The organism is Bradyrhizobium sp. USDA 4452, from assembly GCF_054063575.1.
The window spans coordinates 5,281,612-5,308,454 of the sequence record NZ_JBSSGK010000001.1 but is presented as its reverse complement, the minus strand read 5'-3'; the positions used below and the strand labels follow the sequence as shown (position 1 = coordinate 5,308,454).

General features: G+C 66.4%; 22 protein-coding genes. 13 read left to right on the top strand and 9 right to left on the bottom strand.

Annotated features, from left to right (window positions below; translation table 11 throughout):
- Positions 1-124: 124 nt before the first annotated feature.
- The 5 genes from ACVISU_RS25345 (at position 125) to ACVISU_RS25325 (ending at position 7,446) form a co-directional block, all read left to right on the top strand.
- Positions 125-712 (top strand): PadR family transcriptional regulator, encoded by a 588-nt coding sequence (locus ACVISU_RS25345; RefSeq protein ID WP_050406309.1) that lies wholly within the window; start codon positions 125-127, stop codon positions 710-712.
- Positions 713-991: 279 nt separating this feature from the next.
- Positions 992-4,513: a hypothetical protein gene (locus ACVISU_RS25340; protein ID WP_456708710.1), complete on the top strand. Its 3,522-nt coding sequence runs from the start codon at positions 992-994 to the stop codon at positions 4,511-4,513.
- Positions 4,514-4,627: 114 nt separating this feature from the next.
- The gene (locus tag ACVISU_RS25335) at positions 4,628-5,473 is read left to right on the top strand and encodes a hypothetical protein (RefSeq protein ID WP_456708709.1); all 846 of its coding nucleotides are present in this window, start codon (positions 4,628-4,630) and stop codon (positions 5,471-5,473) included.
- A gap of 264 nt (positions 5,474-5,737) precedes the next feature.
- Positions 5,738-6,667 (top strand): sulfite exporter TauE/SafE family protein, encoded by a 930-nt coding sequence (locus tag ACVISU_RS25330; RefSeq protein WP_050406307.1) that lies wholly within the window; start codon positions 5,738-5,740, stop codon positions 6,665-6,667.
- Positions 6,664-7,446, top strand: coding sequence for a TIGR02186 family protein (locus ACVISU_RS25325; protein ID WP_456708708.1), 783 nt, complete (start codon positions 6,664-6,666; stop codon positions 7,444-7,446). Before ACVISU_RS25330 ends, ACVISU_RS25325 begins: the two co-directional genes overlap by 4 nt.
- On the opposite strand, the gene ACVISU_RS25320 is transcribed toward ACVISU_RS25325, so the two are convergent.
- Positions 7,447-8,757 carry an aspartate aminotransferase family protein gene (locus ACVISU_RS25320; RefSeq protein WP_456708707.1) on the bottom strand — a complete coding sequence of 437 codons (1,311 nt, stop codon included), beginning with the start codon at positions 8,755-8,757 and terminating at the stop codon, positions 7,447-7,449.
- 147 nt (positions 8,758-8,904) lie between these two features.
- Between ACVISU_RS25320 and ACVISU_RS25315 the strand changes: the two genes are divergently transcribed.
- On the top strand, positions 8,905-9,387 hold the full coding sequence (locus ACVISU_RS25315; RefSeq protein WP_456708706.1) for an Lrp/AsnC family transcriptional regulator: 483 nt from the start codon (positions 8,905-8,907) through the stop codon (positions 9,385-9,387).
- 20 nt (positions 9,388-9,407) lie between these two features.
- Here the strand turns inward: ACVISU_RS25315 and ACVISU_RS25310 are convergent, their stop codons facing one another.
- Both ACVISU_RS25310 and ACVISU_RS25305 read right to left on the bottom strand, forming a co-directional pair.
- Entirely contained in the window at positions 9,408-10,742 is a 1,335-nt protein-coding gene (locus ACVISU_RS25310; RefSeq protein ID WP_456708705.1) for an NRAMP family divalent metal transporter, read from the bottom strand.
- 136 nt (positions 10,743-10,878) lie between these two features.
- Positions 10,879-11,802 (bottom strand): DMT family transporter, encoded by a 924-nt coding sequence (locus ACVISU_RS25305; protein WP_456708704.1) that lies wholly within the window; start codon positions 11,800-11,802, stop codon positions 10,879-10,881.
- Positions 11,803-11,911: 109 nt separating this feature from the next.
- On the opposite strand from ACVISU_RS25305, the gene ACVISU_RS25300 reads away from it, so the two are divergent.
- Positions 11,912-12,775, top strand: coding sequence for a LysR family transcriptional regulator (locus ACVISU_RS25300; RefSeq protein WP_456708703.1), 864 nt, complete (start codon positions 11,912-11,914; stop codon positions 12,773-12,775).
- Positions 12,776-12,897: 122 nt separating this feature from the next.
- On the opposite strand, the gene pdeM is transcribed toward ACVISU_RS25300, so the two are convergent.
- The 4 genes from pdeM to ACVISU_RS25280 all read right to left on the bottom strand — a co-directional run bounded on the left by pdeM (position 12,898) and on the right by ACVISU_RS25280 (position 18,930).
- Positions 12,898-13,569, bottom strand: coding sequence for a ligase-associated DNA damage response endonuclease PdeM (gene pdeM / locus ACVISU_RS25295; protein WP_456708702.1), 672 nt, complete (start codon positions 13,567-13,569; stop codon positions 12,898-12,900).
- 63 nt (positions 13,570-13,632) lie between these two features.
- Positions 13,633-16,248, bottom strand: coding sequence for a ligase-associated DNA damage response DEXH box helicase (locus tag ACVISU_RS25290; RefSeq protein ID WP_456710895.1), 2,616 nt, complete (start codon positions 16,246-16,248; stop codon positions 13,633-13,635).
- Positions 16,249-16,490: 242 nt separating this feature from the next.
- Complete coding sequence (locus tag ACVISU_RS25285) at positions 16,491-17,717, bottom strand: ABC transporter substrate-binding protein (protein ID WP_050406300.1); 1,227 nt, start codon at positions 17,715-17,717, stop codon at positions 16,491-16,493.
- Between the two features lie 286 nt (positions 17,718-18,003).
- Positions 18,004-18,930, bottom strand: coding sequence for a methyltransferase domain-containing protein (locus ACVISU_RS25280; RefSeq protein WP_050406299.1), 927 nt, complete (start codon positions 18,928-18,930; stop codon positions 18,004-18,006).
- Positions 18,931-19,060: 130 nt separating this feature from the next.
- Here ACVISU_RS25280 and ACVISU_RS25275 point away from each other — a divergent pair, with 130 nt between their 5' ends.
- The 5 genes from ACVISU_RS25275 to ACVISU_RS25255 all read left to right on the top strand — a co-directional run bounded on the left by ACVISU_RS25275 (position 19,061) and on the right by ACVISU_RS25255 (position 24,377).
- On the top strand, positions 19,061-20,125 hold the full coding sequence (locus tag ACVISU_RS25275; RefSeq protein WP_456710894.1) for a ligase-associated DNA damage response exonuclease: 1,065 nt from the start codon (positions 19,061-19,063) through the stop codon (positions 20,123-20,125).
- Positions 20,122-21,774 (top strand): cisplatin damage response ATP-dependent DNA ligase, encoded by a 1,653-nt coding sequence (locus ACVISU_RS25270; RefSeq protein ID WP_456708701.1) that lies wholly within the window; start codon positions 20,122-20,124, stop codon positions 21,772-21,774. The genes ACVISU_RS25275 and ACVISU_RS25270 overlap by 4 nt, the downstream gene beginning before the upstream one ends.
- A 97-nt stretch (positions 21,775-21,871) precedes the next feature.
- Positions 21,872-22,180, top strand: a complete 309-nt coding sequence (locus tag ACVISU_RS25265) for a DUF6460 domain-containing protein (protein ID WP_050406296.1) — start codon at positions 21,872-21,874, stop codon at positions 22,178-22,180.
- A 22-nt stretch (positions 22,181-22,202) separates the two neighbouring features.
- On the top strand, positions 22,203-22,937 hold the full coding sequence (locus tag ACVISU_RS25260) for an MBL fold metallo-hydrolase (RefSeq protein ID WP_050406295.1): 735 nt from the start codon (positions 22,203-22,205) through the stop codon (positions 22,935-22,937).
- 114 nt (positions 22,938-23,051) lie between these two features.
- The gene (locus ACVISU_RS25255; protein ID WP_050406294.1) at positions 23,052-24,377 is read left to right on the top strand and encodes an MATE family efflux transporter; all 1,326 of its coding nucleotides are present in this window, start codon (positions 23,052-23,054) and stop codon (positions 24,375-24,377) included.
- A gap of 95 nt (positions 24,378-24,472) precedes the next feature.
- Here the strand turns inward: ACVISU_RS25255 and ACVISU_RS25250 are convergent, their stop codons facing one another.
- Both ACVISU_RS25250 and ACVISU_RS25245 read right to left on the bottom strand, forming a co-directional pair.
- Complete coding sequence (locus ACVISU_RS25250) at positions 24,473-25,570, bottom strand: quinone-dependent dihydroorotate dehydrogenase (RefSeq protein ID WP_456708700.1); 1,098 nt, start codon at positions 25,568-25,570, stop codon at positions 24,473-24,475.
- The gene (locus tag ACVISU_RS25245) at positions 25,567-25,911 is read right to left on the bottom strand and encodes a DUF952 domain-containing protein (protein WP_172803509.1); all 345 of its coding nucleotides are present in this window, start codon (positions 25,909-25,911) and stop codon (positions 25,567-25,569) included. Before ACVISU_RS25245 ends, ACVISU_RS25250 begins: the two co-directional genes overlap by 4 nt.
- 199 nt (positions 25,912-26,110) lie before the next feature.
- On the opposite strand from ACVISU_RS25245, the gene ACVISU_RS25240 reads away from it, so the two are divergent.
- Entirely contained in the window at positions 26,111-26,764 is a 654-nt protein-coding gene (locus ACVISU_RS25240) for a S24 family peptidase (protein ID WP_456708699.1), read from the top strand.
- Positions 26,765-26,843: the final 79 nt, after the last annotated feature.

Below are 26,843 nucleotides of genomic sequence, written 5' to 3'. Positions count from 1 at the left end.
CATCGGCCGCGCCAACAAGGCCGCACGCCGATCACCATATGCATATTGACGCATATGCACAGTAACGCATAAAGTCAAGCGAACTTCAGAATGGCCTTCTTAGGAACTGAGATGGAGGTGGGCGTTGGCACTCGGTGACGCAATCCTCGCCTGCCTCACGGAACGTCCGATGACGGGCTATGAGCTCGCCAAGACGTTTGACGCCTCGATCGGCTTCTTCTGGAAGGCCGACCATCAGCAGATCTACCGCGAGCTCTCCCGGCTGCGCGACAAGGGCCATGTCCAGGGCCGCGAGGTGGTGCAATCCGGCAAGCCGAACAAGCTGGTCTACACCCTGACGACCGAGGGCCGCGCGGCGCTGAAGCATTGGGCGGCGCGGCCGAGCGTGCCGCCCTCGATCAAGGACGACCTGCTGGTCCGGCTCTATGCGCTCGACTGTGTCGACATCGAGCCGCTGCGCACCGACCTGATGGCACGGCTGGAGCATCATCGCGACCGCTATGAGCGCTATGAGCGCCTGCTCAACAAAAGATTCCCCGACGGCACCGCGCCACCGGCCGATGTCGGCAAGATGCTCAGTCTGCGTCTCGGCATGCGCCATGAGCGCATGGTGGTGGAGTGGTGCGAGGAGGCGCTCGACGCGCTGTCGGCGATGTCCGGCCGCAGCAACGTGCTGCCGCTCGACGACGGCAAGCGCGAAGGCAACGGCTAGAAACAAATCTCGCGTCATTGCCTTGCGCGTGCCGACACGCGTCGCGGAATCCGCTTTGCCGGAAAGCGATGGGCGTGTCCTGATCCGGCGCAACAGGTTCCCGGATTCCCTAACTTTAAGGCCCGCCGGCCGCATTCCTTAACCCGTTATTTACCGTGACGGGAAAAAGTCAGCAGCTGAAGCAGACGACCAGCGCAGAATTCGATTGTCTCTTAACGGGAATGCGCGGGGAGGCTGCGGGCGCAGAGTATGGCGCCGGAGTCGGGACCGGACGGAATCATGAATTCGCGCGTATCGTGGAGTGTTGACGGCATCGATCCCTCCGTCCGCGACAGGGCCGAGGCGGCTGCGCGCCGCGCCGGCATGTCGCTGAACGACTGGCTCAATTCCACCGTCGGCGAGCCGAGCCCGCCGGATTGGCGTATGGAGCAACGGCAGCCGATGCCGAGCCGGGAAAGCCGCGAGGTCGCGGACATCCATCAGCGGCTCGATGCGATCACCCGCCAGATCGAACAGATTGCAAAACCATTGTCGCGCGCCGAAGCCGTGCGCGCCGAAGTACCGCGCGGCCAGCCCGCCGTCGCACGGCAGCTGAACGACGCGATCTCGCGCCTCGATGCGCGGCTGTCGCAGATTTCGCGGCCGCAGCAGGCGCGCGAGCCGCAGCCCCAGCCGATACGTGAAGCGCAGATGCAGCGGGAGCCGCAGATGCAGGACCGGCAACTGGAGGAAAGGCTGCGCCAGGCGGAAGCGGTCGAGCGCGCCGCAGCCCAGGTCTACCGTCCGTCGCCGCCACTGAGCCCGGCCTCGTTCGATTCCGCGATCGCGGAGATCGCCGCGCGCCAGAACGAGCTCGACGGCCCCCCCTCACGCCAGATGCCGCCGCGCAGCGCGCCGCCGATGCAGCAATCGGCGCCGCCGATGGCCGCCTATGCGCCGCCGCCGGCTGGCCCCGACTTCTCCTCGCTCGAGCGTCACCTGCTCAAGATCACAAGCCAGATCGAGGCATTGCAGCGGCCCGACCATATCGAGCAATCGATCGCGGCTTTCCGCGGCGAGCTTGCCGAAATCCGCCAGGCGATCACCGAGGCGATGCCGCGCCGCGCGATCGAATCGATCGAGAACGAGATCCGCTCGCTGCATCACCGGATCGACGAGATCCGCCAGGACAGCGGCAACGGCCAAGGCCAAGCCCAGGTGATTACCGGCATCGAACGTGCGCTGTCGGAAATCCGCGAGGCGCTGCGCACGCTGACGCCCGCCGAGCAGCTCACCGGTTACGACGAGGCGATCCGCAATCTCGGCGCCAAGCTCGACATGATCCTGCGCGCCAACGACGATCCCTCGACGGTGCATCAGCTCGAGAGCGCGATCGCCGCGCTGCGCGCCATCGTCTCCAATGTCGCCTCCAACGACGCGCTGCTGCAGCTCTCCGGGGACGTGCATGCGCTGGCCGCGAAAGTCGACCAGCTGTCGCAGATGTCGCGCGCCGAGTCCCATGTCGATGCCTTCGCCGGGATCGAGCAGCGCATCGCCGCATTAGCCTCGACGCTGGAAACCCGCGAGCGGCCCGCCGGCTACGAAAATACCGACGCCATCGAGGGCGCGCTGCGCTCGCTGTCGGAGCGGATCGATCGGCTGCAGGTCGGCAACGACAGCTCGTCGGCGTTCACCCATCTCGAGCAGCGGGTCTCCTATCTGCTCGAGCGGCTGGAGTCCGCCGACCAGCGCTCCGGCAATCTCGGCCGGGTCGAGGAAGGACTGCATGACATCATGCGGCACCTCGAGGCGCAGCACGCCCATCTCGCCTCGCTCGCCGACGCCACCCGCAACACCGTCAGCAGCGCTTCGCCGCAGCCGATGATGGACAGCGGCATCGTCGACCTGGTGAAGCGCGAACTGTCCGACATCCGCTTCAGCCAGTCGGAGACCGATCGCCGCACCCAGGACTCGCTCGAGACCGTTCACAACACGCTCGGCCATGTCGTCGACCGGCTGGCGATGATCGAGAACGATCTGCGCACGGTCCGCAGCGCGCCGCCGCCGGCTCCTGTGGCCCCTGCATTGGCCGAACAGCGGATGGAAGCACCGCGGATCGAGATGCCGCACGCGGCGGCGCCGCAGCCGAAACCTGAATCGTACCTGTCCGAATCGTACCGGCCCGAATTGCCCAATCCTGCGCTGGCGCAGGAGCACTTCATGTCAGCGCCGCGCGAATTCCATGCCGCGCAGCCGGCCGAGACCGCGCCGCCGCCGCTGCCGCCGCGTGCGATCAGCGAGATCCTCGAGCCGCATGCCGCCTCCGCGCGCGCTGCGATCGCCCCGGAACTGCCGCCGGATCATCCACTCGAGCCGGGCACGCGCCCCTCGGGCCGCGTGGCGTCGCCATCGGAGCGGATCGCGGATTCCGAGCGCGCCATCAGTGATCTTCCCGCCGGCAAAAAGGAGCCGGTCTCGACCTCGAGCTTCATCGCCGCCGCGCGCCGCGCCGCGCAGGCCGCCGCAGCGCAACCTGTCAACGAGAAGGCCGCGCGGGCTGCAAGCAAGGCTGCCGCCAAGGCCAAGGAGAAGGCCGACAAGGCTGCGAAGGCCGCGGCCGGCAAGGCCGGCGCGCCAGCGACCGGCGCACCCGAAGCCCAGCCGTCGACCATCACCTCCAAGATCCGCTCGCTGCTGGTCGGCGCGAGCGTGGTCGTGATCCTGCTCTCGACCGTCAAGATGGCGATGAACCTGCTCGACGCCGGCTCGGCGCCGCCGATGCCGGCGATCGAGCACAGCGAGCCGGCCGTGCCCCCGGCGCAACCGCCTGCCGAGAATTCCGCCGCGCCCGCACCGGCGGCGCCGTCCGTGCCCGGGCCGTCGATGACCTCGCCGACCCCGCTCGGCCGCCAGTCCAACAACACGCCGGCGCCGAACACGCTCGACAGCGCGCAGGTAACGATCCCTCAGGCTCCCGCGCCCGCCGCGGCGCCTGAGCCGGCTGCGGCACCGCTCGCCGCCGCCAGCGATATCACCGGCACGATTCCGACCGCGCCGCCGCTCGGCGGCAAGCTCGCCACGATCCAGATCCCGGCGGGCGAGAAGCTGCCCGACGCGATCGGCGGTCCGGCGCTACGGACGGCGGCGATCAAGGGCGATGCGGCCGCGGCCTATGAGGTCGGCGTCCGCTTTGCCGAAGGCAAGGGCGTGCCCGCCAATGTCGACGAAGCCGCCAAATGGTATGGCCGTGCGGCACAGGCCGGCGTGGTGCCCGCGATGTTCCGGCTCGGCACCTTCTACGAGAAGGGCCTCAGCCTGAAGCGCGACTTCGATACGGCACGGCGCTACTACGTGCAAGCAGCCGAGCGCGGCAACGCCAAGGCGATGCATAACCTGGCTGTGCTCGACGCCGACGGCGGCGGCAAGGGCGCCGATTACAAGAGCGCCGCGCAATGGTTCCGCAAGGCGGCCGATCGCGGCGTTGCCGACAGCCAGGTCAACCTCGGCATCCTCTATGCCCGCGGCATCGGGGTCGAACAGAACCTCGCCGAGTCCTTCAAATGGTTCAGCCTCGCCGCCGCGCAGGGCGACGCCGACGCCGGCCACAAGCGCGACGATATCGCCAAGCGGCTCGACCCGCAGTCACTGGCCGCAGCGAAGCTTGCGATCCAGACCTTTACTCCCGAGCCGCAGCCGAGCGATGCGGTCAACGTCCCGGCCCCGGCCGGCGGCTGGGACGGCGCGCCCGTGCAGCCCGCCGCTGCGAAGTCGGTCCGACCGGCTTCGAAGCGCACCGCGGCGCTGGCCGCCCCGGCGCACTAAAGACCAAGCCGCTGCGGCGCCTTGACGGCGCCGCTGTCCTATCCCTCCGCGCTTCCGCCGTGTAGACAGGCGCACAGTGCTGCGCCGATTGCGCGCGCGTTCCGGAGGTCAGGCTTGTCTGTCGACGATCGTCAGGATGATGGAACAGGCCATCGTTCGTCGCCGACCGGGCCCCGCGTCGCGCCGCCGCGCCAGACGCCGTCTCCGTTCGCCGTGCCTCCCAAGGCTCCATCTCCCCCTCCTCCGCCGCAACGGAACGTGGCACCGCCGCCGCGCGCGTTCCGGTTCTCGCTCTGGTCCGTCATCATCTTCGTGCTGCTGTTGTCGAGCGTCGCCATCCAGGCCTATCGCGACCTGTCGAGGCCGGGCGCCTGGGACTTCTGGCGCGAGACCTACATCGCGGCGAGCATGAATTCGGCGGTGATTCCCGATGTCGACATCGATGGGACGGGCCGCGGCCGGCGTGCGCTCGCGATCAGCGGCAAGATCGGCTCGGCCAGCGCGAGCTGGTTCCGCGACCGGCTGAGCGAGGCGCGTCTCGCAGCTGGCGACGCCGTGCTGCTGTCGTCGCAGGGCGGCGCGCTGAATCAGGCGGCGATCATGGGCGAGGTCATCCGCTCCCATGGGCTGGTCACTGCCGTCGCCACCGCAGACGCATCGGCCAAGCTCCGTCCGACGGCCTGCGCCAGCGCCTGCGTGCTGGTCTTTGCCGGCGGCCAGACCCGCTATGGCATCGCGGGCTCGCGGCTCGGCGTGCATCGCTTCACGACCAGCGCACCGGTCAGCGATCCCCTCGCCGAGGCGCAACGCATCCAGGGCATGGTGCTGGGCTACATGACCAAGATGGGCGTCTCCTCCGGGATCGTGGAGGCGATGTCGCAGACCTCGGACATCCGCTGGCTGAGCCCGAAGGAAGCGCTCGCGCTGAACCTGATCACCAAGCCGGTCGATCGGCCCTGAGCCACCGGCGTCATTAATCTGAATTATCAACCACGTCGGCAGCCGAGCGGCCACGTGCGGCGAAAAATGCCACCCGGAGCGGATTCTTTAGTCCCTCCCCCCACCGAATTCGGTTATGCAAGAACGCGGCAATCGACCCGCGTTCGCCTGCTTCTTGCGCGCCGACCGGATTCGTTCAGCCGGAGAATGCCCGAACCGAACGACATCACGCCGTGATGCGGCCTTGCGCCCCAGCATGCGGCGAACCGACAAGAAGCGACGCGCGTGCAGCTCTATCTCCCGATCGCCGACATTCCGGTCAATGTCTTCCTCATCCTGGCGATGGGCGCGGCGGTTGGATTCGTCTCCGGCATGTTCGGGATCGGCGGCGGCTTCCTGATGACCCCGCTCTTGATCTTCGTCGGCATCGCGCCTGCGGTCGCGGTCGCCTCGGTTGCGAGCCACATCGCGGCCTCCTCGTTCTCCGGCGCGATCTCCTATTGGCGAAGACGCGCGATCGACCCGCTGCTGGCGGCGGTGCTTCTGGTCGGCGGCACGCTCGGCACCACGCTCGGGGTGTGGACCTTCACCTTCCTGCGCTCGCTCGGCCAGCTCGACCTGATGATCGCGCTGTCCTACGTCATCCTGCTGACCACGGTCGGCGGCCTGATGTTCTGGGAAGGCCTGCGCGCGATGCTGCGGTCCCGGCGCGGCGGGGCGGTCACGCTGCGCAAGCCGGGCAGCCATGGCTGGATCCACGGCCTGCCCCTGAAGCTGCGCTTCAAGCGCTCCAAGATCTACCTCTCGGTCATCCCGGTCGTCGTGGTCGGGCTCGTGATCGGCTTCATTGGCGCGGTGATGGGCATCGGCGGCGGCTTCATCCTGGTGCCGCTGATGATTTATGTGCTGCGGGTGCCGACCTCGACCGTGATCGGCACCTCGATGGTGCTGACCCTCGTCACCATGGTGTTCGCCACCATGCTGCACGCGGTGACCAACCATCTGGTCGACGCCGTGCTGGCGCTGATCCTGATGATCGGCGGCGTCACCGGCGCGCAGTTCGGCGCCCGCGCCGGCCAGAAGATCCGCGGCGAGCATCTGCGCCTGTTGCTCGGCCTGCTTGTGCTCGCGGTCGGCATCCGCTTTGCCGTCGAGCTGGTGATCCGGCCGCAGGACCTGTTCAGCATCCGCGAAACCGGCGGAGCCCCGCCATGAGGTCGCGCGCGCCGCTTGCCATCGTGGGCCTTCTCGCCGCCAGCCTGGCGGCGGTCCCGGCGCGTGCCGAGCGGCTGATCGTGTCGGTCTCCAACCACCGGGTCACGGTGACGCCGAATTATTCCGGCGGCGAGCTCGTGCTGTTCGGCTCGGTCGAGAAGGACGACAAGACGCCGTCCAATCGCAACAATTACGACCTCGTCGTCACGGTGTCCGGCCCGCGCGCCGACATGGTGACGCGGCGCAAGGAGCGCAAATTCGGCATCTGGATCAACACCGACTCCAGGCAGTTCCTGCAAGTGCCAGGCTATCTCGCGCTGTTCTCCAACCGCCCGTTCGACGAGATCGCCTCACCGGAGGTGCAGCGGCGGCAGCAGCTCGGGCTCAACAACGTGCTCTTGATGCAGCGGGTCGGGCCCGACTTCGCCGACGTGGTCCCGAACGATCCGTTCCGCAGCGCTTTCGTCCGCCTGCGCTCCGAACACGGGCTGTACCGCGAGGCGACCTCGGCGGTGACGTTCCTGACGCCCACTTTATTTCGCACCGGCATTCCGCTGCCGGCGGAGGTGCCGATCGGCACCTACAATGTCGAGATCAAGCTGTTCTCCGACGGCGCGCTGGTGACCAAGACCGAGACCGCCTTCGAGATCGTCAAGGTCGGCTTCGAGCAGTTCGTCGCCACCACAGCGCGGCAGAACGGCCTGGTCTACGGCCTCGTCACCGCGTTCATGGCGCTGATGACCGGCTGGATGGCGTCGATCGTGTTCCGCAAGGATTGATCAGTCACGCCTCTGCTGCAACGCGCTCTCGAACGCATCGCTCAGGATCGAGAGACCAAGATCGATCTCGTCGTCGCTGATCGTGAGCGGCGGAGCGATGCGGAACACGCTGCCCATGCCTGGCAATTGCACGATGTTGGTGCTCAGTCCTAGCGCCAGGCAGCGCTGCGATACACGGGTGCCCAGCGCTTCGTCGGGCTCCTTGCTGAAGCGGTCGCGCACGATCTCGATGCCCTGCATAAGCCCCCTGCCGCGCACGTCACCGATGCATTCGAACCGGTTCTGAAGCGCGAGGAGCCCGTCCCTCAGCCGCGCGCCGGCGATCCCGGCGCGCTCGACCAGTCGGTCGCGAAGGATGATCTCGATCACCTTCAGCCCGACCGCGGCCGGCATCGGGTCCGACACATGCGTCGTGTAGAACAGGAAGCCGCGTTCGTGACAGCGCTCCTCGATTTCCGCTGACGTGACGACCGCGGCCAGAGGCAGGCCGGCGCCGAGCGTCTTCGACAGGGTCAGGATGTCAGGCACGACACGATCGCGCTCGAACGCGAACATGGCGCCGGTTCGCCCGAGGCCGGTCTGCGCCTCGTCGACGATCAGCAGCATGCCGCGCGCGCGACACAGCTCCTTCAACGCGGCGAGATAGCCCTCCGGCAGGTCGATCAGCCCGCCGGAGCTCAGGATCGGCTCGGCGATCATGCAGGCGAGCGAGCCGGTCGATTGGCGGTCGACGAGATCGAAGGCGTAGTCCAGCTCGGCCCGCCAATCGGCCGCATGGCCGAAGCGGGGGCGATAGAGGCTCGGCGTCGGGATCGCGAGCGAGCCGACCGGCGCGGGACCATGGCCCTTGCGGCCGGCCGAATAGGTCGTCCCGGCCGCACCCGACGTCATGCCGTGCCAGGACTGCGCGAACGCGATGGTCTCGAAGCCGCCGCTGGCGAGCTTGGCCATCTTGATGGCCGCCTCGTTCGACTCGGCCCCCGTGCTCAGCAGCATGACGCGATCGAGCCCCGGCGGCAAAAGCTCCGCGAGCTGTTCGGCGAGCGCGACGACCGGGCGCGTCAGCATTCCGCTGAACAGATGGTCGAGCCGTTCGGCATACTCCCCGATGGTCTTGACGATCTCCGGGTGGCCGTGGCCAAGCACGGCACTCATCTGCCCGGACGTGAAATCCAGGATGGCGCGGCCGTCGGCGTCATAGACGAAAGAGCCGGCGGCGCGCTCGATAATGACGGGAGCGAACGTCCCGCCATAGCGGATGAGGTGACGCCGCGCACGATCCCAAAAGGATTTGTCGTCGTTTCCAGCCATGCCCGTTCCCCTGCTGCTCGATCGCCCAGATGAGAGACCTTCGCAGCGCATCTTATGCGCGCGACACAGCAAGGACATTGCGATTTGAGATGCTTTTGATCCCATCTTCTGCGATCAATTGCGCAAAAGATGGAAAATGCGAAAGAAATGGGAACCGCGATCGTGATCGACGAGATGGACCGGAAGATCCTCGACGTGCTGCAGGTCGAGGGGCGCATCACCAATCTCGAGCTGGCCGAACGGATCGGCCTCTCGTCTGCCCCCTGCATGCGGCGCGTCCGGACCCTGGAAGAGACCGGCGTCATCAATTCCTATGTGGCTTTGGTGGACCCTGCGCGAATTGGACTTGGCTTCGACGTGATCGTCGAACTCCGCCTCAAGCAGCAGAACAGGGAATCCTTCGCGCGTTTCGAGAAGAAGGTCATCAACCTTCCGGAGGTCGTGGAGTGCTGCATGATTGCCGGCGACTGGGATTACGCGCTGCGCGTCGTGTCCTCAGATCTCGCAAGCTATCAATCGTTCGTCCTCGACCGCCTGATGCATCCGGACACCGATATCGCGAGCTATCGCACGACCATCATCCTGCGCAAGGTCAAGTCGACGACGAAGATCGATAGCTCGCTGTTCTGATCGCAAGGGTCAAACGAGGATCAGACAAGCATCCCGACCGCCATCGCGATCACGCTGAGCGCCATCGCGCCGGTCGAGAGCCAGCCGAGCGAGTAGAGCCACCCGCCGATCACGAAACGGCCCATCACCTCCCTGTGACGCGCCATGACCATCAGCAGCACCATCACGGGCACGGCGAGCACGCCGTTGACCACCGCGCTCCAGTACAGCGCCGAGATCGGATCGATTGGGGTGAAATTCAGTGCGATGCCGATGCCACCCGACAGTCCCAGCACCGAATAGAATGCAACCGCCTCCTTCGGCTTACGCGCCAGCCCGACCGGCCATCGCCGGCTCTCGCCGACCGCGTAGGCGGTCGCTCCCGCAAGCACCGGGATCGCCAACAGGCCGGTGCCGACGATGCCGAGCGCGAAGATCACCTCGGCAAAGGGCCCGGCAATCGGGCGCAACGCTTCGGCGGCCTGCGCCGAGGTCTGGATATCGGTCTTGCCGGCGGTATGCAGCGTCGCGGCAGCGGTGACGATGATCGATAGCGCGATCACGTTGGAAAACGCCATGCCGGTGATGGTGTCGGCACGGATGCGGGAAAACTCCTTCCGCGCGCCGTCATGCTTGTTGATCAACGGATGCTTGGTGGCGTCGACCCGCTGCTCCTCCGCCTCCTGCGAGGCCTGCCAGAAGAACAGATAGGGCGAGATGGTCGTGCCGAAGATCGCCACGATGGTGGTGAAATAATCGGAGCTCCAGGTCAGGCGCGGAACGAACACGCCGGCCAGCGCCTCTGTCCATGACACTTTGGCAAAGCCGAGTGCCGCGACATAGGCGAACAGGCTGAGTGTCAGCCATTTCAGAACGGCGACATAGCGGTGGTAGTTCATGAAGATCTGAGCGGCGACCGAGGTCACCCCGAACAGCACGACGTAGAGGATGGCCGGACCGCCGATCAGGAGCCTGGTCGCGTCCGCCATGGCCGACAGGTCGGCGGCGATGTTGACGGTGTTGGCGATGAACAGCAGCGTCACCACGATGATCAGCAGCCAGCCCGGATAGTGCTTGCAGACGTTGCCCGCGATACCATGGCCGGTGACGCGTCCAACCCGCGCGGAGATCTCCTGGATCGCGGTCATCAGCGGGAAGGTCAGCAGCATGGTCCAGCCGATACCGTAGCCGAGTTGCGCGCCGGCCTGGCTGTAGGTGCCGATACCCGACGGATCGTCGTCGGAGGCGCCGGTGATCAGGCCGGGGCCGAGCGACTTCGCAACGCGCTTGAAGCTGAACGGCTCGCGCCGCGGCTTGCCGGTCGACGCGCTGCGGGAATTGTCCTGCTCTCGCGAGATTTTCCTCTGCCGTGCCATGTCCTAATCCGACCGTCGCTACAACGGCGAGGACACTGGCAGGGTTCCTAAAATGAAACCCGCGGCGCGCCCACGGTCGCGACGCGGGCGGCAGTTCGCTGACGGCGGCCACATGGCTGCCGTCAGCGATGCATGCTCATGCTGCTCTCGCCGTAGCTGGCGCTGCCGGGCGAGTCACCAGGTAAATGCCGAGCGCGACGGGAACGATCCCGAGCAGATCGCGAAATTCGACATGCTCGCCGAGCACGAGGTAGGCGAACAGCATGCCGAGCGGCGGCATCAGGAAGTGATAGGCGCTCGCGGCGGTCGCGCCACACACTTTCAGGAGATGAAACCAGAGCAGATAAGCGAGGATCGAACCGCCGAGCACGAGGAAGGCAAAGGCGCCGGCGAGCCGCATGCTCGGCACAATGTCACTGGCGCTGGAGAGCGTGAAGGCGAACGGCATCACCGCAAGGCCGCCGGCGATGTTCTGGATGCCGTTGCCGATCCACAGGCTGCCCTTCGGCGCCAGCAGCTTGAACAGGATGGTGCCGGCAACGATCGAGGCGAGCGAGGCCAATGTGAAGAGTATGCCGTGCGGGCTGTCGGTGCCGATCTTGAGGCGATGCCAGACGATGAAGGCGACACCGGCGATGCCGAGCACGAGACCAATCACCTTGCGCAACGTCATGGTCTCGCCGAGGAACAACGCCGCCAGCATAGCGGTGAAGACCGGATTGGCCGAGACGATCAGCGCGCCGAGGCCGGCCGACACCGTCTTCAGGCCGGTATAGCCGAGCCCGAGATAGAGCGCGTTGTTGGCGACGCCAATCACGGCGAACACTGCCGCATCGCGCCAGCTGAGGTCCCATTTGTCACTGCGCAGCCAGGAGATGCCGAGGATCAGGACGCCTGCGAGCGAGAATCGCGTGGCGAGCAGGATCAGCGGCGGGCAATCGGTGACGCCGATCTTGCCGGCGACGAAGGCGTAGCTCCAGAGCAGGCAGAACAAGGCGATCAGCAGCGGCAGGGTGTTGAAGCGGGTACGGGGGACGGACATCGAGGTTGCGGCGGACATGGGCATTGCTCCTGGCGATTTTCGCCTCGCCCCGATCTAGGCTCGCGCCTTGATATTTGGAAATTAAATGATAGACTGGATTGCAGTGGATTTATGAATGGAGGCTGCGATGCTCGACCTGGAGCTCTTGCGCAGTTTCGTCTCGGTTGTCGATGCCGGCGGCTTCACCCGCGCCGGAGAGCGCGTCCACCGCACGCAATCGACGGTAAGCCAGCAGATCAAGCGCCTGGAGGAGGATGTCGGCCAGCCGCTGCTGATCCGCAGCGGCAAGGACGTCACCCCGACGGAAGCGGGCGAGCGGCTTTTGACCTATGCGCGGCGGCTGCTGTCACTTGCGGAAGAAGCCCGCGACGTGCTCTCACGCCCCGGCAGCGCAGGCGCGATCCGGATCGGCATCACCGAGGATTTTGCCGCCTACCGGCTGACGAGGTTGCTGGCGACCTTCTCGCGCAGCCATCCGAATCTGCGGCTCGATGTGCGCTCCGGCCAGAGCCTGTCCCTGTACCGCGATCTCGAGCGCGGCGATCTCGATCTCGCGCTGATCAAGCGCTCTGCCAGCGAGAAAGGCGGCATCGCGGTGTGGCCGGAACGCGTGCATTGGGTCACCAGCAAGAGCCATCCACGCGACACCGCGACCGGCTCGGTGCCGCTGATCGGCTTCGGCTCGGGCTGCCTCTACCGCGCCTTCGCCATTCATGCTCTGGAGCGCGCGGGCCGCAACTGGCACATGGCCTACACCTCCTCCAGCCTCGCCGGCATCCAGGCCGCGGTCGCCGCGGGCCTGGGCTTGAGCATCCTGTCCGAGATGTCGATCCAGGCCGAGCATCGCGTGCTGACGGCCGAGGACGGCTTTGCCCCGATCGAGCGCACTGAAGTCGCCCTCGTCGCTGCCCCCGAAGCCAGCCCCGCAACGCTGCGGCTTGCGGATCGGCTGGCGGAATATTGCGAGAGCGTGCAGGCGAAGGCGGCGTGAACTCACCGATCCGTCATTCCGGGGCTCGCGAAGCGAGAACCCGGAATCCATCGAGCCGCATCATTGATTGATGAATGGATTCCGGGTTCGTGCTGCGCACGCCCCGGAATGACGGAGAGAGCTCAATAACACCGCGACGCCGCGAAGGCGTGGACGCGATGGTCTCCGAGCACATGCGCCATGAAGCCGGGCGATCCGAAGATCCGCGCAAACGCCGCGTCGCGGATGCTGAGGCCCCCGGTGTAGGCGCCGAACGCCGGCATCACCGCGCGCTCGCCGTCGGAGGCGAAACAACGCCGCTCGATGGAGCGGCCGCGGGTCGGCACCCGTGCCTTGGGGTGAAGGTGACCGGCGATCTCGCCGGCAGCGCCGGTCGGCTCATGGCGGAACACGATCGGACCGATCGCGACCTCGGTCGCGACGACGCCGCCGAGATTGCGCGGCAGCGCCGGATCGTGGTTGCCCGCGATCCAGATCCAGTTGCGCCGCGTCTGCAGCGCCGCCAGCGCCTCGCGATCCGGCTCCGACAGGCGCGCATGCGCGTCGCGATCGTGAAAGCTGTCGCCGAGCGCGATCACCTGCCGCGGATCGTGCCGCGCGATCACAGCTGCGAGCCGGCTCAACGTCGCCACCGTGTCGTAGGGCGGCAGCAGCACGCCGCGGGCAGCGAAGCTCGAGCCCTTTTCGAGATGCAGGTCGGACACCACGAGCAGGCTCTGCTCTTCCCAGAACAGCGCGCCGGAGAAATCCGCCACGAAGCCGACGTTCGCCACCGTGACCCTCGCAACGCGCATGTCGTCACCGTCTCGCAAAGCTAGCGCGCCTGCCGTCACGTCCAGTTCCCCACACAGCCAATATTACGTCGTCGCCTCCCGCACGAGTTCCTCGGCCGCTTCGGCCAGAAGCTCGTCGGATGCCTCGCCATAAACTGACTCGCGGCCGATTTCCAGCAGCGCGGGGACGGCAAGCGGAGAAACGTGGTCGAGATCCTTGTGGGTGATTCGGCCGTGGATGCGCGAAAGCATGTCGCTGAGACGGCGGAGATCAAGCAATCCCGTGGCGGCATCGCCGCGCGCGGCGCGCAGCAGCACGTGGTCGGCCTGGTGCTTGCGCAGCACGTCGTAGATCAGATCGGTCGAGAACAGCACCTGCCGGCGCGACTTCTCCTCGTCGGTGAAGCGGCGCGCGATCAGCCCGGAGATGATGGCGCAGTTGCGGAAGGTGCGCTTCATCAGCGCGGATTCCGCAAGCCATGCTTCGAGATCGTCGCCGAGCATGTCGGGGTCGAACAACGCGTTGAGATCGAGCTTGCCGTGCCGGATCATGAAGGAGAGATCGCCGACGCCCCAGACCGCGAGCGCATATTCATTGGCGACGAAGCCGAGCGGACGGGCGCGGGCACGCTCCAGCCGGCGCGTCAGCAGCATGCCGAGCGTCTGATGCGCAAGCCGGCCCTCGAAGGGATAGCAGACCAGATAGTGACTGCCGCCGCGCGGAAAGGTTTCCACCAAGAGTTCGCGCACCGCAGGTACCCGCGAGAATTTTCGCTGCAGCGACAGCCAGTCGTGCACCTGGTCCGGCAATCCGTTCCAGGCCCGGCTGTTGTCGAGCAGTTTCCGCACGCGTTCGGCGAGATAGGTCGACAGCGGGAACTTGCCGCCCATATAGGACGGCACTTTTGCATCCTTGTCATTGGCGCGGGAGACATAGACCTGGTCCTCGACCAAGGCCTCGTAGCGCACCACCTCGCCGCCAAAGACAAAAGTGTCGCCGGGCACCAAGCCCTCGATGAAAGCCTCCTCGATCTCGCCGAGCATCCGGCCGCCGCGGGCGATCGCGCCGGTCGAGCCGCGACCACCGGCGCGTGAGCGCACCAGCCGCACCTTCAGCATGGTGTCTTCCACGATGGTGCCGACGTTGAGGCGGTAGCTCTGCCGCACCTTGGGATTGCTGACGCGCCAACGGCCCTGCTTGTCCTGCTTGATCCGCGCAAAACGCTCATAGGTCTTCAGCGCGTAGCCGCCGGTCGCGACGAAGTCGACGACATCGTCGAAATCGGTCCGCGCCAGTGCCGCATAGGGCGCCGCGGTCCTCACCTCATCGTAGAGCTCGTCGGACAGGAACGGCTTGCCGCAGGCGCAGCCGAGCACGTGCTGGGCCAGCACGTCGAGCGCGCCCGAGCGCAGCGGCGGCGTGTCCTGCGCATTCTCGGCGATGGCGTCGATTGCGACACGGCATTCCAGCACCTCGAAGCGGTTGGCCGGCACCAACACGGCGCGCGAGGCCTCGTCGAAGCGGTGGTTGGCGCGGCCGATCCGCTGCATCAGTCGCGACGAGCCTTTGGGCGCGCCGATGTTGATGACGAGGTCGACATCGCCCCAGTCGACGCCGAGATCCAGCGAGGAGGTGCAGACCACGCCGCGCAGTCGGCCGGCGGCCATCGCATCCTCGACCTTGCGGCGCTGCGCGACGTCGAGCGAGCCGTGATGCAGCGCGATCGCGAGCCCGTCGTCGTTCATGCGCCAGAGATCCTGGAACAGCATCTCGGCCTGGCTGCGGGTGTTGACGAACACCAGCGTGGTCTTGTTGCGCTTGATTAGCTCATAGACCTCGGGCAGCGCGTGGCGCGCGCTGTGGCCGGCCCACGGCAGCCGTTCCCGCGTATCGAGCATCTCAACCACCGGCGGCGCCGCGCCACCGGCCGTGACGACGTCGGCGGACGCGCTCGCGCCGCCCGGCTGCGGCACCAGGAAACGCGCGAGCTGCCCGGGTTCGGCGACCGTTGCCGAGAGCCCGATGGCGCGCGCCTGCGGCGCGACGGTCCAGAGCCGCGCAAGCCCGAGCGACAGCAGATCGCCCCGCTTGGAGGTGACGAGGGCATGCAGCTCGTCCAGCACGATGCGCTTCAGCGACGAGAACAGATAGGGCGCGTCGTCCGATGCCAGCAGCAGCGCCAGCTGTTCCGGCGTGGTGAGCAGAATATCCGGCGGATAGCGCCGCTGCCGCTGCCGTCGCGACACCGGCGTGTCGCCGGTACGGGTCTCGATCCTGATCGGCAGCCCCATCCCGGCAACCGGCGTCTCCAGGTTGCGCGCAATGTCGACCGCGAGGGCCTTCAACGGCGAGATGTAGAGCGTATGCAACCCGCTGGAACGGCGAACCGAGCGGCCGGTGGAGATGACTTTTGGCCTCGGATCGACTGCGACAGCCGCCTCACTCGCTTGCCGGAGCGGTTTGCTACCGCCCGGTTCGCCCGCCAATTCCACCAGCGTCGGCAGGAACCCGGCCAGGGTCTTGCCTGCACCTGTCGGCGCAATCAGCAATGCGGAACGTTCCTCGCGGGCCTTGGCCAGCAGCGCGAGCTGGTGCTCGCGCGGCGACCAGCCGCGCGAAGCGAACCAGTCGCGAAACCGGCGCGGCAGGAGATCGGCCGTTTCCGACGGCGGGACGGAAAAGAGATCGAGCGTCGACACGCCCAAGAGGTAGGTGGTTCAGCGGGTTTCGTCGAGGGCGGGGCGGGGATGGCAGCAGGTGGCAGCGACTCTGCGGGCCGAGTCACCTCGCCCCGCCTGCGGGGAGAGGTCGGATCGCATCGCCAGACGCGATCCGGGTGAGGGGGTACAGGTCCATCCACGCGGCTCACTCGCGGAGAGAGCCCCTCACCCCAACCCTCTCCCCGTAAGAACGGGGAGAGGGAGAAGAGAGAGAGCTTCCCCTACTCCGTCATCGGCTCGCCGGCCAGATCCCAGTCCTTGCCGTTGAAGATCGAGACATAGAGTGTCTTCATCGGGGTGTAGTCGTCGGGCGTGTAGCTGTAATTGATGCCGTCGAGGAAATAGGGCGAGTGGAAGCCGGCCAGCGTGGTGGCGTGCTTCAGCACGTTGGCGCGGGTCAGGTCGTCGCCGCAGCGGCGCAGGATTTCGCCCATCGTCGCCGCCTGGCCGTAGCCGGCAAAGGCGATGGTGTTGTCGGGGTCGATATTCGGCAAATACTTCTTGCGCAGCTCCTCGAACGCGGCCACGTCCGCGTCCTTTTCATAGCGCGGCACGCCGACTTCCTTGTTGTAGCGGATCGCGACGATGTCCTTGGCGTTCTCGAGTCCCGCGGCGCTCAGGATCGAGCGACCGGTCGATCCTGCCGATAGCAGCTGCAGCGGCTTCCAGCCGAGTTCGGCCACCTTGCGGATCGACTGCGACGTCGCCTTGCCTGTCGTGATGTTGTAGAACACGTCGGCGCCCGACTTCGACAGATTGATCAGCTGGGAATCGACTGTCGGATCGGTGAGATCGTAGGTCTGCTCCATGATCACCTGTGCCTTGCCGCCCGCGTCAGTCAGCACCTTCTTGAACGGGCCGAGGAAGTCGCGGCCGAAATCGTCGTTCTGGTAGAGGATGCCGATCCTGGCGTTCGGCTTCACGCTGACGACGTGCTTGGCGAGGATGCGGGCTTCGGTCGGATAGAGCGGCAGGCCCGCCATGGTCCATTTGTAGGTCTTCGGATCGTTCCATTTCGAGGCGCCGGTGTTGAGCAACAACTGCGGCACGCCCTTGGAGTTGAGGTATTTGTGCACGGCGGTTTGCGGCGCGGTGCCGAGCGAGCCATAGAGCGCCAGCACCTCCTCCTGCTCGACCAGGCGGCGCGTCGCCTCGACGCATTTCGGCGCGCTGTAGGCGTCGTCCATGGTGAGGAATTTCACCTTGCGGCCGTTGATGCCGCCCTTGTCGTTCAGCATCTGAAAGTATGCTTCGCCGACGCGGCCGAGCACGCCATAGAGCGAGCCGGGGCCGGAATGCGGCACGGTCTGGCCGAGCTTGATCTCGGTGTCGCTGGCACCCGGATCGTACTTCTTGTCGGCGGCCCGGACGAACGGCGCGGGCAGCACGGACGCTGCGATCACGGACAATGCGGTGGCGCCAAACTCGCGCCGCGTATGTTTCTTCATTGTTTCTCTCCCTGAGGCGAAAGCTCTCGCATCCCGCCCTGCGCCGGGCAAGCGCGAAGTCACGGCTTTGCGGCGCAATGCCGCGTCACGGCAAATGCGTAGCGTGTAGACTCAAGTTGGGAACGACGCGCATGACCATGCCCCCTCTCCCCCTGTGGGAGAGAGTGGCTTCGATGCGGAAGCATCGAAGCCGGGTGAGGGGTCTGTCTCCGCGGATAGAGACCCCTCATCCGGCGCGGATTGCATCCGCACCACCTTCTCCCACAAGGGGAGAAGGGAAGACGCATCACGGCTTAATAGCGACAGCCACGAGCCCCGGCGCCGGGATGTTGTCCTCATTGCGCGCCGAGAGATCATCGAGCAGCGCCAGCGTCAGCCCGGCGGTGGCGACGGAGGCGCGCACGTAGGCTGCACTGTGCGCGTAGCGCAGTCCTTCGCCGAGGATGACTCCCTCTCCGTCATGGGTTTCCGTGGTGAAGGCGAGCACGCCGCCGCGCACCAGCACGCGCGCGGCTTCCGTGAGCACGGGCGCGAGATCGGCGACATAGACCATCGCATCCGCCGCGAGGATCAATTCGGCGCTGGCGTCCGGCTTGCCCGAAATGCCCTTCAGCATGTCGTCGACCTCGAGCTCGGCATAGAGCCTGGTGGCGCGCGCCTTGTCGATCATGCGCGGCGACAGGTCGATGCCGATGAAACGGTCGACGTGCTTGGCGAATGCAGCGGCCGCAAGGCCGGTGCCGCAGCCGAGATCGATCGCTCGCTTGAAGAAGGCCGGCTTCTTCGCGGAGGCACGCACCGACAGCACCGCCTTGAACAGCAGCGCGGGACCGCGATAGCCGAGATCGCCGACCAGCGCGGCCTCGAAGCGCGGCGCATATTGATCGAACAGCGTCTGCACGTAGCCCGGCGGCATCGCGCCGACGGCCTCGACGCCGAGCTGCATCAGATGCAGACCGGCGCCATGGCGGTCTTCGGGATCGGCGTCGCGCGCGGCGCGGAAGGCCGCGATCGCGGCCTCGCGCTGGCGGAGCTCGAGGCGCAGCTTGCCCAGCGTGTACCAGGCCGACGGGAATTTTGGCACCAGCTCGATCGCCTGTTCGAGCAACTCGGCGGCGGCCGGCAGATCACCCTTCAATTGCAGGTCGCGCGCGAACTCGTAGCGGCGGTCGGCAACGAGGTCGCCGGAGGATAGAAACAGGCGGGGGGCCATTTTCTTTATGGAACCGATCTTGGCCGACTAGGCCATCCATCAAAGCACGGACTTTTTCCGGAGATGGATGCCCGGGTCAAGCCCGCGCATGACGGCTAAACATCGCGGGGAGAGCGCCTATATAGGACCGATGCGCCCGCAAGACATTCTGATGCCCGTCCCGGCCGGGCTTTGCTGCAAGCCCGGGGGCTTCCACATCGATCCTGTCAGGCCGGTCGAGCGTGCCCTGATCACGCATGGCCATTCCGACCATGCGCGGGCGGGCCATGGCGCCGTGCTCGCGACCCAGGAAACCCTCGACATGATGCGGCTGCGCTACGGCGAGAATTTCGCCGACTCAGTGCAGGCTATCACTTATGGCGAGGAGATCAGGCTCGGCGACGTCGCGGTCACGTTTCATCCCGCCGGGCACGTGCTGGGCTCCGCCCAGATATCGGTCACCTGCAAGGACACCCGCATCGTCGCCTCCGGCGACTACAAGGACGCGCGCGACCCGACCTGCGCGCCGTTCGAGCTAGTGCCCTGCGATGTCTTCATCACGGAGGCGACCTTCGGCCTGCCGGTGTTCCGCCATGGCGATGCCGCAGGCGAAGTGAACAAGTTGCTGGCGTCCGCAAAACTGTTTCCGGAGCGCGCCCATCTGGTCGGCGCCTATTCGCTCGGCAAGGCGCAGCGCGTGATCGCGCTGCTGCGCGAGGCCGGTTACGACGCGCCGATCTATCTGCACGGCGCAATGGAGAAGATCACCAATTACTATCAGGAGCGCGGCATTCCGCTCGGCGAGCTCCGGCCGGTGCGCGGCATGAAGAAGGCCGAGCTCGCCGGCACCATCACGCTGGCACCGCCGAGCGCGACTTCAGATGTCTGGACGCGGCGCTTCCCCGATCCGGTCACGGCTTTTGCAACGGGCTGGATGCGGGTGCGCGCCCGCGCGCGGCAGGGCGGCATCGAGCTGCCGCTGGTGATCTCGGATCATGCCGACTGGGACGGGCTGACCGCGACGATCACCGCCACCGGCGCAGGCGAGATCTGGGTCACCCACGGCCAGGAGGACGCGCTGGTGCATTGGTGCAAAACCCGAGGCCTTGCCGCGCGGCCGCTCGATCTGGTCGGCTATGGCGACGAGGACGAGGGCGAGACGGCGGCGATCACTGGCGAAGTCGAGGCCCAGCCCGAAGGCGAGACAAAAGCATGAACCGCTTTGCCGAGCTGCTCGATCGCCTCGCCTATGAGCCGGGCCGCAACAACAAGATCAAGTTGCTGGTCGCCTATTTCGGCGAGACTGAGGATCCCGACCGCGGCTACGCGCTGGCGGCACTGACCGGTGCGCTGTCGTTCAAGCACGCCAAGCCCGGCTTGATCCGCGACCTGATCACCGAACGCGCCGACCCGGCGCTGTTCGGCTATTCCTATGATTACGTCGGCGATCTCTCCGAAACCGTCGCGCTGATGTGGCCGAAGGCCGAGCTGCCGGGCCACAACAACCCGCCCCCGCCGACGCTCACCGACGTCGTCACCACGTTGCGCACGCTCGGCAAGGCCGAGTTGCCGGCGCAGCTGGCGCGCTGGCTGGACGAACTCGACGAGACCGGACGCTGGGCGCTGCTGAAACTCGTCACCGGCGCGATGCGGATCGGGATCTCGGCGCGGCTGGCGAAGACCGCGGCGGCGGCGCTCGGCGACAAGGACGCGCACGAGATCGAGCTGATGTGGCCCGGCCTGTCGCCGCCTTATCTCGACCTGTTCGCCTGGCTCGAAGGCCGCGGCGACAAGCCGGTCAACAGTGATCCGACACCGTTCCGTCCGGTCATGCTGGCGCATGCGATCGAGGATGGCGATTTCGCCAATCTCGACGCCGCCGATTTCAGCGCGGAATGGAAGTGGGACGGCATCCGTGTGCAGGCTGTGGCCGGCCACGACGCGCGCGGGCACATCCAGGCGCGGCTCTATTCGCGCACCGGCGAGGACATCACCGGCAGCTTCCCCGACCTCGTGCCGTCGCTGCATCTGCCCGGCGCGATCGACGGCGAATTGCTGGTGCTGCGCGAGGGCCGCGTGCAGACCTTCAACGTCTTGCAACAGCGGCTGAACCGCAAGGTGGTCTCGCCGAAGCTGATCAAGGAATTTCCGATCCACTTGCGCGCCTATGACCTGCTCGGTGATGACGCGAACGATTTGCGCGAGCTGCCGTTCACCGAACGCCGTGCGCATCTCGAAGCCTTCGTCGCCAGACTGGACGATCCGCGGATTGACCTTTCTCCAATGGTCCCGTTCGCGAACTGGGAAGACCTCGCCGCGGCACGCGCCGATCCGAAAAGCGCGGGCGCCGGCAACGACGCCGACGCGGTCGAAGGCGTGATGCTGAAGCGGCGCGACGCGCCCTATCTGCCCGGGCGGCCGAAGGGCCCGTGGTGGAAATGGAAGCGCGATCCGCACATCATCGACGCGGTGCTGATGTATGCCCAGCGCGGCCACGGCAAGCGCTCGTCCTATTACTCCGACTACACGTTCGGGGTCTGGACCCATAGTGAAGCCGGCGACGAACTGGTGCCGGTCGGCAAGGCCTATTTCGGCTTCACCGATGAGGAGCTGCTGCAGATCGATCGCTTCGTCCGCCGCAACACCACCGAGAAGTTCGGTCCGGTGCGACATGTCGTGCACGAGCCAGATCAGGGGCTGGTGCTGGAGGTCGCCTTCGAGGGTCTGCAGCGCTCGCCGCGTCACAAATCCGGCGTCGCGATGCGCTTTCCGCGGATCAGCCGCCTGCGCTGGGACAAGCCGCCGCGCGAGGCCGACCGGCTGGAGACACTTGAACGGATGTTAATCTCCATGACAGGAAGTTAAACCCGCAAGCCGCATGGCAGCCATTGATCGCGGCAGACGGATTTCCCATGTGCTGCGCCGTGACCTATAATGCGGGCGATTCCGCCAGGAGAGAAAGATGCCAGACAACATCCGGGACTTGCCGGCCGGTGGCCAGAGCGACGGCCTGTACCGCTTTCTCGGTGGATCGCCGCTCTCGGTGGCGTTCCGGCTGATCCTGCTCTCGATCCTGGTCGGCGTCGTGCTCGCCGCGATCGGCCTCGATCCGTGGAACATTCTGTACAGCATCCGCCGGCTGTTCCAGAGCCTCTGGGATTTCGGCTTCGACGCAATCAACTGGGCGTGGCGCTACTTCCTGCTCGGCGCCGTGATCGTGATCCCGATCTGGCTGCTGTCGCGGCTGTTCGGCGCGCCGCGCGGCCGCTGATCGCAAGGAAAGCCCGCAGCCGATGCAATTGCAATTTGTCGGCTGCGGCGATGCATTCGGCTCCGGGGGCCGCTTCAACACGTGCTTCCACGTCAGTGGCGCGCGCGTCAATTTCCTGATCGACTGCGGCGCGTCCTCGCTGCCGGCACTGAAACGGCTCAGGATCGATCGCAACGCGATCGATTTGATCCTGATCACGCATTTCCACGGCGATCATTTCGCCGGCCTGCCGTTCTTCCTGCTCGACGCGCAATTCTCCCGCCGCACCCGGCCGCTCGTCATCGCGGGGCCCGAAGGCATCGAAACGAAGCTGCCTGAGTTGATGGAGGTGATGTTCGAGCACTCCTCCAGGACCAGACAACGCTTCGAGCTGTCCGTCGTCACGCTGGCACCGCAGGCGCGGCGCAGCTTCGGCGAGGTGGCCGTGACGCCCTACCCTGTGGTGCATGGCGAATCCGGCGGGCCGTTCCTCGCCTACCGCGTCGAGGCGGAAGGCCGCGTCCTCAGCTACAGCGCCGACACCGAGTGGACCGACGCGCTGATCCCGGCTGCGCGAAACGCCAACCTCTTCATCGCCGAAGCCTATACCTATGACAGGATGGTCAGGAACCATCTCAGCCTGAAGACGCTGGAAGCGCATTTGCCGGCCATCAACGCCAAGCGCGTGGTGCTGACTCATATGAGCGACGACATGCTCGGCCGTGTCGACGGCCTGCCCTACACGGCGGCGAGTGACGGCATGGTCGTGACGCTCTGACCATGTAATGCCTTGTCGGCTGCCCTTCCGCCACCGCATTGCTCTGAGAACAATTCCGGCATGGTCGCGCGACGGATGTCGCGATAGAAACGCCTGTTCCTCGCAACTGTAGCCATGCACGCACCCATCCACCCGAAGATCACCACCCGCCAGGTATTCGCCATCGCCGGTCCCGCGATGGTCGCGAACCTGACCACGCCACTGATCGGCATCGTCTCGACCACGGCGATCGGCCGGCTCGACGATGCCGCGCTGCTCGGCGGGGTGGCGATGGCCTCGGTGATCTTCGACTGCCTGTTCTGGCTGTTCGCCTTCCTGCGCATGTCGACGCTGGCCTTCACTGCGCAGGCTCAAGGAGCGGGCGAGCCGCAGGAATATGCCGCGATCCTGGTACGCGGCTTCATCGTCGCCGGCCTGATCGGCGCTGCGCTGATCGCGCTGCAGGTGCCGCTGGCCGCAATCACTTTCCAGCTGATGGGCGGCAGCGAGGGCGTCACGCGCGCGGCCAAGAGCTATTTCATGATCCGGATCTGGTCGGCGCCGCTGGCGCTCGCCAATTACGTCATCCTGGGCTGGCTGGTCGGCCAGGCCCGCGCCAATCTGGCGCTGGCGCTGCAGATCGTGATCAATCTGATCAACATGATTGCAACCGTGCTGCTGGTGCAGGCCTATGGCGCCGGCATCACCGGGGCTGCGATCGCCGCCGTGCTGGCCGAGACGACCGGCTTCGCCGTCGGCATCGTCGTGGCGTGGCGGATCTCGCAAGGCGGCTTCGCCGTTCCCGTGGCGACGCTGTTCGACCGCGCCAAGCTGATGCGCATGCTGGCCGTCAACCGCGACATCATGGTGCGCACCGCGGCGCTGATCGTCGTGTTCCTGTTCTTCACCGCCAAAGGCGCGCGCGAGGGCGACGTCACGCTGGCGGCGAATTCGGTGCTGAACAATTTCCTGCTGGTCAGCGCCTTCTTCCTCGACGGCCTCGCGAATGCCGCGCAACAGCTCTGCGGCCGCGCCTTCGGCGCCCGCGACGCGCGCGGCTTCGCCGATTCGACCCGGCTGGTGCTGCTCTGGGGTGTCGGCTTTGCGCTGGTCGTCTCGGCGCTGTTCGCGCTGTTCGGACCCTCGCTGATCAATCTGATGACGACCAGCGACGATGTACGCCGCTATGCACGAGAGTTCCTAGTGTTCGTCATCCTGGCGCCCTTGCCCGGCGTGTTCGCGTTCGGTTTCGACGGCATCTATGTCGGCGCGACCTGGGCGCGCGAGATGCGCAATCTGATGCTGGCCTCGCTTGCGATCTTCCTCGCCGCCTGGTGGGTGCTCAGCTCGTTCGGCAATACCGGGCTGTGGATCGCGCTGCTCGGCTTCTACGTCGCGCGCGGCGGCCTGCAAGGCCTGCGCTATCCGGCGCTGCTGAGGAAGTCGTTCAAGACCGCGTAGCTCCGTAGCCCGGATGGAGCGCAGCGCAATCCGGGGACCTATGCCGCGGTAAGATTGTCCCGGATTGCGCTGCGCTTCATCCGGGCTACAGGTCCCTACCTCACCGGCCAATCCTCGGCCGTAATCGTCGCGGCATCGGCGCCGACGATTTCAGACAGCGAGTCGCGCCCCGTGCGCAGCAGGGTCGAGGACAGATCGCGCTTGATGTCGTCGACCAGGCCGATGCCCTTGTAGACCAGCGAGGAATAGAGCTGGATCAGGCTGGCCCCGGCGCGGATCTTGGTCAGCGCGGCGCCGCCGCTATCGATGCCGCCGACGCCGATCAACGGAAATGCACCTTCGACGCGGACATAGGTCTCGGCCACCATTCGCGTCGACAGCCGGAACAGCGGACGGCCCGAAAGGCCGCCCTGCTCCTTGGCGCGGTTCTCCTCGCGCAGGGTCGAGGAACGCGCCAGCGTGGTGTTGGCGACGATCATGCCGTCGACACGCCGCGAGCGGGCGATGTGCACGACATCGTCGAGCTCGGCGAGGCTCAGGTCCGGCGCGATCTTCAGCAGCACTGGCGAGTCGCCGGCGTTCTTGCGGACCCGCTCGCGGGTATCGATCACCCGCGCCAGCAAATCGTCGAGCGCCGCCGATTGCTGCAGATTGCGCAGGCCCGGCGTATTCGGCGAGGAGACGTTGACGGTGAAATAGCTCGCGACCGGGGCAAAGGTCTCGATCAGCTTCACATAATCGGCGACACGGTCGGTCGAATCCTTGTTGGCCCCGACATTGACCCCGACGATGCCGCCGCCACCGGCGCGCGCGGCGAGCCGGCGCAGCACGGCTTCCGCGCCGTCATTGTTGAAGCCCATGCGGTTGATGACGGCCTCGTCGCGCTCGAGGCGAAACAGCCGCGGCCGCGGGTTGCCGGCTTGCGGCTTCGGTGTCACCGAGCCGATCTCGACAAAGCCGAAACCAAGCCGCAGCAGCGCGTCGGGCACCTCGGCGCTCTTGTCGAAACCCGCCGCCATGCCGATCGGGTTCGGAAAGTTCAGCCCGAAGGCGCGCACCGCAAGCTTCGGATCATCCACCCGCTGCCGGATCGGCGGCAGCAGCTTCAAGCCCTGGATCGCCATGCGATGGGCATCTTCGGGATCGAACCAGCGCAGCAGCGGCAGCGAGAAGGCATCGAAGGCACGGATCACGGCTTGAGCTCCGGAACGTCGTGGCCGCCGTCGGAGCGCGCGTGCAGATTGAGGATCTCAGTGACCGCGCCGAGGTCGAGCTCGCCGTAGAGATGCGGAAACAGCTCGTCATTGCGCGAGCGTTCCCAGCGCAAGGCGTCGCCGAGCGCATCGGCATCGACCGCGACCAGGAACAGGCCGGTTTGCCCGTGGTAGTGCTTGCGCGCGGTCTCGGCCACCTGGGAGGCGGTGGAAAAATGGATGAAGCCGTCGCGATTGTCGTCCGCACTGCCCCGGTAGACGCCCTGCCGCTCGGCTTCGCGCCAGGCCGAAGCGGGAGTGATTTTGTAGATCATGGGCACAGCCCGGCCTTCCCTTTTGTCCTTGAGTCTCTTGGGGTTTATCCGGATTTGAGGGGAAATGCCCCAGACGCCATTTGGCGCGCGAGGGACCGTATCGGCGGCGGCGTCGCAACTCAAGCGGTGCCAGGGCACATCCGACGGCAGATTTGCGGAAACGCCAGGTTTCAGGTAATAATTCCTACCATCCGGGGTATCCTCGATGGCCAAACAGTCCAAAGCCGCGCGACCGCTGACCCACGCACAGGTCTGGGCCGCGCTCGACCGGCTCGCCGAACGCGCCGGCCTTTCGCCGTCCGGCCTTGCCAAGCAGTCCGGTCTCGATCCCACCACCTTCAACAAGTCCAAGCGCGTGACCGGCGACGGCCGCGAGCGCTGGCCTTCGACCGAATCGCTCTCCAAGGCGCTGGCCGCGAGCAATGCCAGCATGGAGACCTTCGTGCAGTTGCTCGGCGATGGTCCACGCGGCGGGCAGTCGGTGCCGCTGATCGGGTTCGCGCAGGCCGGTGCCGGCGGCTATTTCGACGACTCCGGCTTTCCCGCCGGCAAGGGCTGGGACGAAGTGGCGCTGCCAGGGACAACCGACGAGCACGCCTATGCGCTGGAGATCGAGGGCGACTCGATGAAGCCGGCCTATCGCGAAGGCGACATCATCGTGGTGTCACCCGCGACGGCGATCCGCCGCGGCGACCGCGTCGTGGTGCGCACCACCGGCGGCGAGGTGATGGTGAAGGAACTGAAGCGCCGCACCGGCAAGGTGCTGGAGCTCGCATCGCTCAACCCGGAGCATCCCGACCGCATGCTCGATGCCGAGGAAGTCACGTGGATCGCGCGCGTGGTGTGGGCAAGCCAGTAGTTGGGCAGATCGCTCACCTCGTCACCAGCGTCGTCGCGAGAATGCGAAGCTCCGTCCTCATCCACAACTGTCATCGCCC

Excerpts from the sequence above, each read along its gene's own strand:
- ACVISU_RS25285 (WP_050406300.1), bottom strand. The coding sequence starts at position 17,717 with ATGAAGAAACATACGCGGCGCGAGTTTGGCGCCACCGCATTGTCCGTG.
- ACVISU_RS25275 (WP_456710894.1), top strand. The coding sequence starts at position 19,061 with ATGCGCCCGCAAGACATTCTGATGCCCGTCCCGGCCGGGCTTTGCTGC.
- ACVISU_RS25310 (WP_456708705.1), bottom strand. The coding sequence starts at position 10,742 with ATGGCACGGCAGAGGAAAATCTCGCGAGAGCAGGACAATTCCCGCAGC.
- ACVISU_RS25280 (WP_050406299.1), bottom strand. The coding sequence starts at position 18,930 with ATGGCCCCCCGCCTGTTTCTATCCTCCGGCGACCTCGTTGCCGACCGC.
- pdeM (WP_456708702.1), bottom strand. The coding sequence starts at position 13,569 with ATGCGCGTTGCGAGGGTCACGGTGGCGAACGTCGGCTTCGTGGCGGAT.
- ACVISU_RS25305 (WP_456708704.1), bottom strand. The coding sequence starts at position 11,802 with ATGTCCGCCGCAACCTCGATGTCCGTCCCCCGTACCCGCTTCAACACC.
- ACVISU_RS25340 (WP_456708710.1), top strand. The coding sequence starts at position 992 with ATGAATTCGCGCGTATCGTGGAGTGTTGACGGCATCGATCCCTCCGTC.
- ACVISU_RS25320 (WP_456708707.1), bottom strand. The coding sequence starts at position 8,757 with ATGGCTGGAAACGACGACAAATCCTTTTGGGATCGTGCGCGGCGTCAC.
- ACVISU_RS25300 (WP_456708703.1), top strand. The coding sequence starts at position 11,912 with ATGCTCGACCTGGAGCTCTTGCGCAGTTTCGTCTCGGTTGTCGATGCC.
- ACVISU_RS25255 (WP_050406294.1), top strand. The coding sequence starts at position 23,052 with ATGCACGCACCCATCCACCCGAAGATCACCACCCGCCAGGTATTCGCC.
- ACVISU_RS25270 (WP_456708701.1), top strand. The coding sequence starts at position 20,122 with ATGAACCGCTTTGCCGAGCTGCTCGATCGCCTCGCCTATGAGCCGGGC.
- ACVISU_RS25260 (WP_050406295.1), top strand. The coding sequence starts at position 22,203 with ATGCAATTGCAATTTGTCGGCTGCGGCGATGCATTCGGCTCCGGGGGC.
- ACVISU_RS25325 (WP_456708708.1), top strand. The coding sequence starts at position 6,664 with ATGAGGTCGCGCGCGCCGCTTGCCATCGTGGGCCTTCTCGCCGCCAGC.
- ACVISU_RS25265 (WP_050406296.1), top strand. The coding sequence starts at position 21,872 with ATGCCAGACAACATCCGGGACTTGCCGGCCGGTGGCCAGAGCGACGGC.
- ACVISU_RS25315 (WP_456708706.1), top strand. The coding sequence starts at position 8,905 with ATGGGAACCGCGATCGTGATCGACGAGATGGACCGGAAGATCCTCGAC.
- ACVISU_RS25240 (WP_456708699.1), top strand. The coding sequence starts at position 26,111 with ATGGCCAAACAGTCCAAAGCCGCGCGACCGCTGACCCACGCACAGGTC.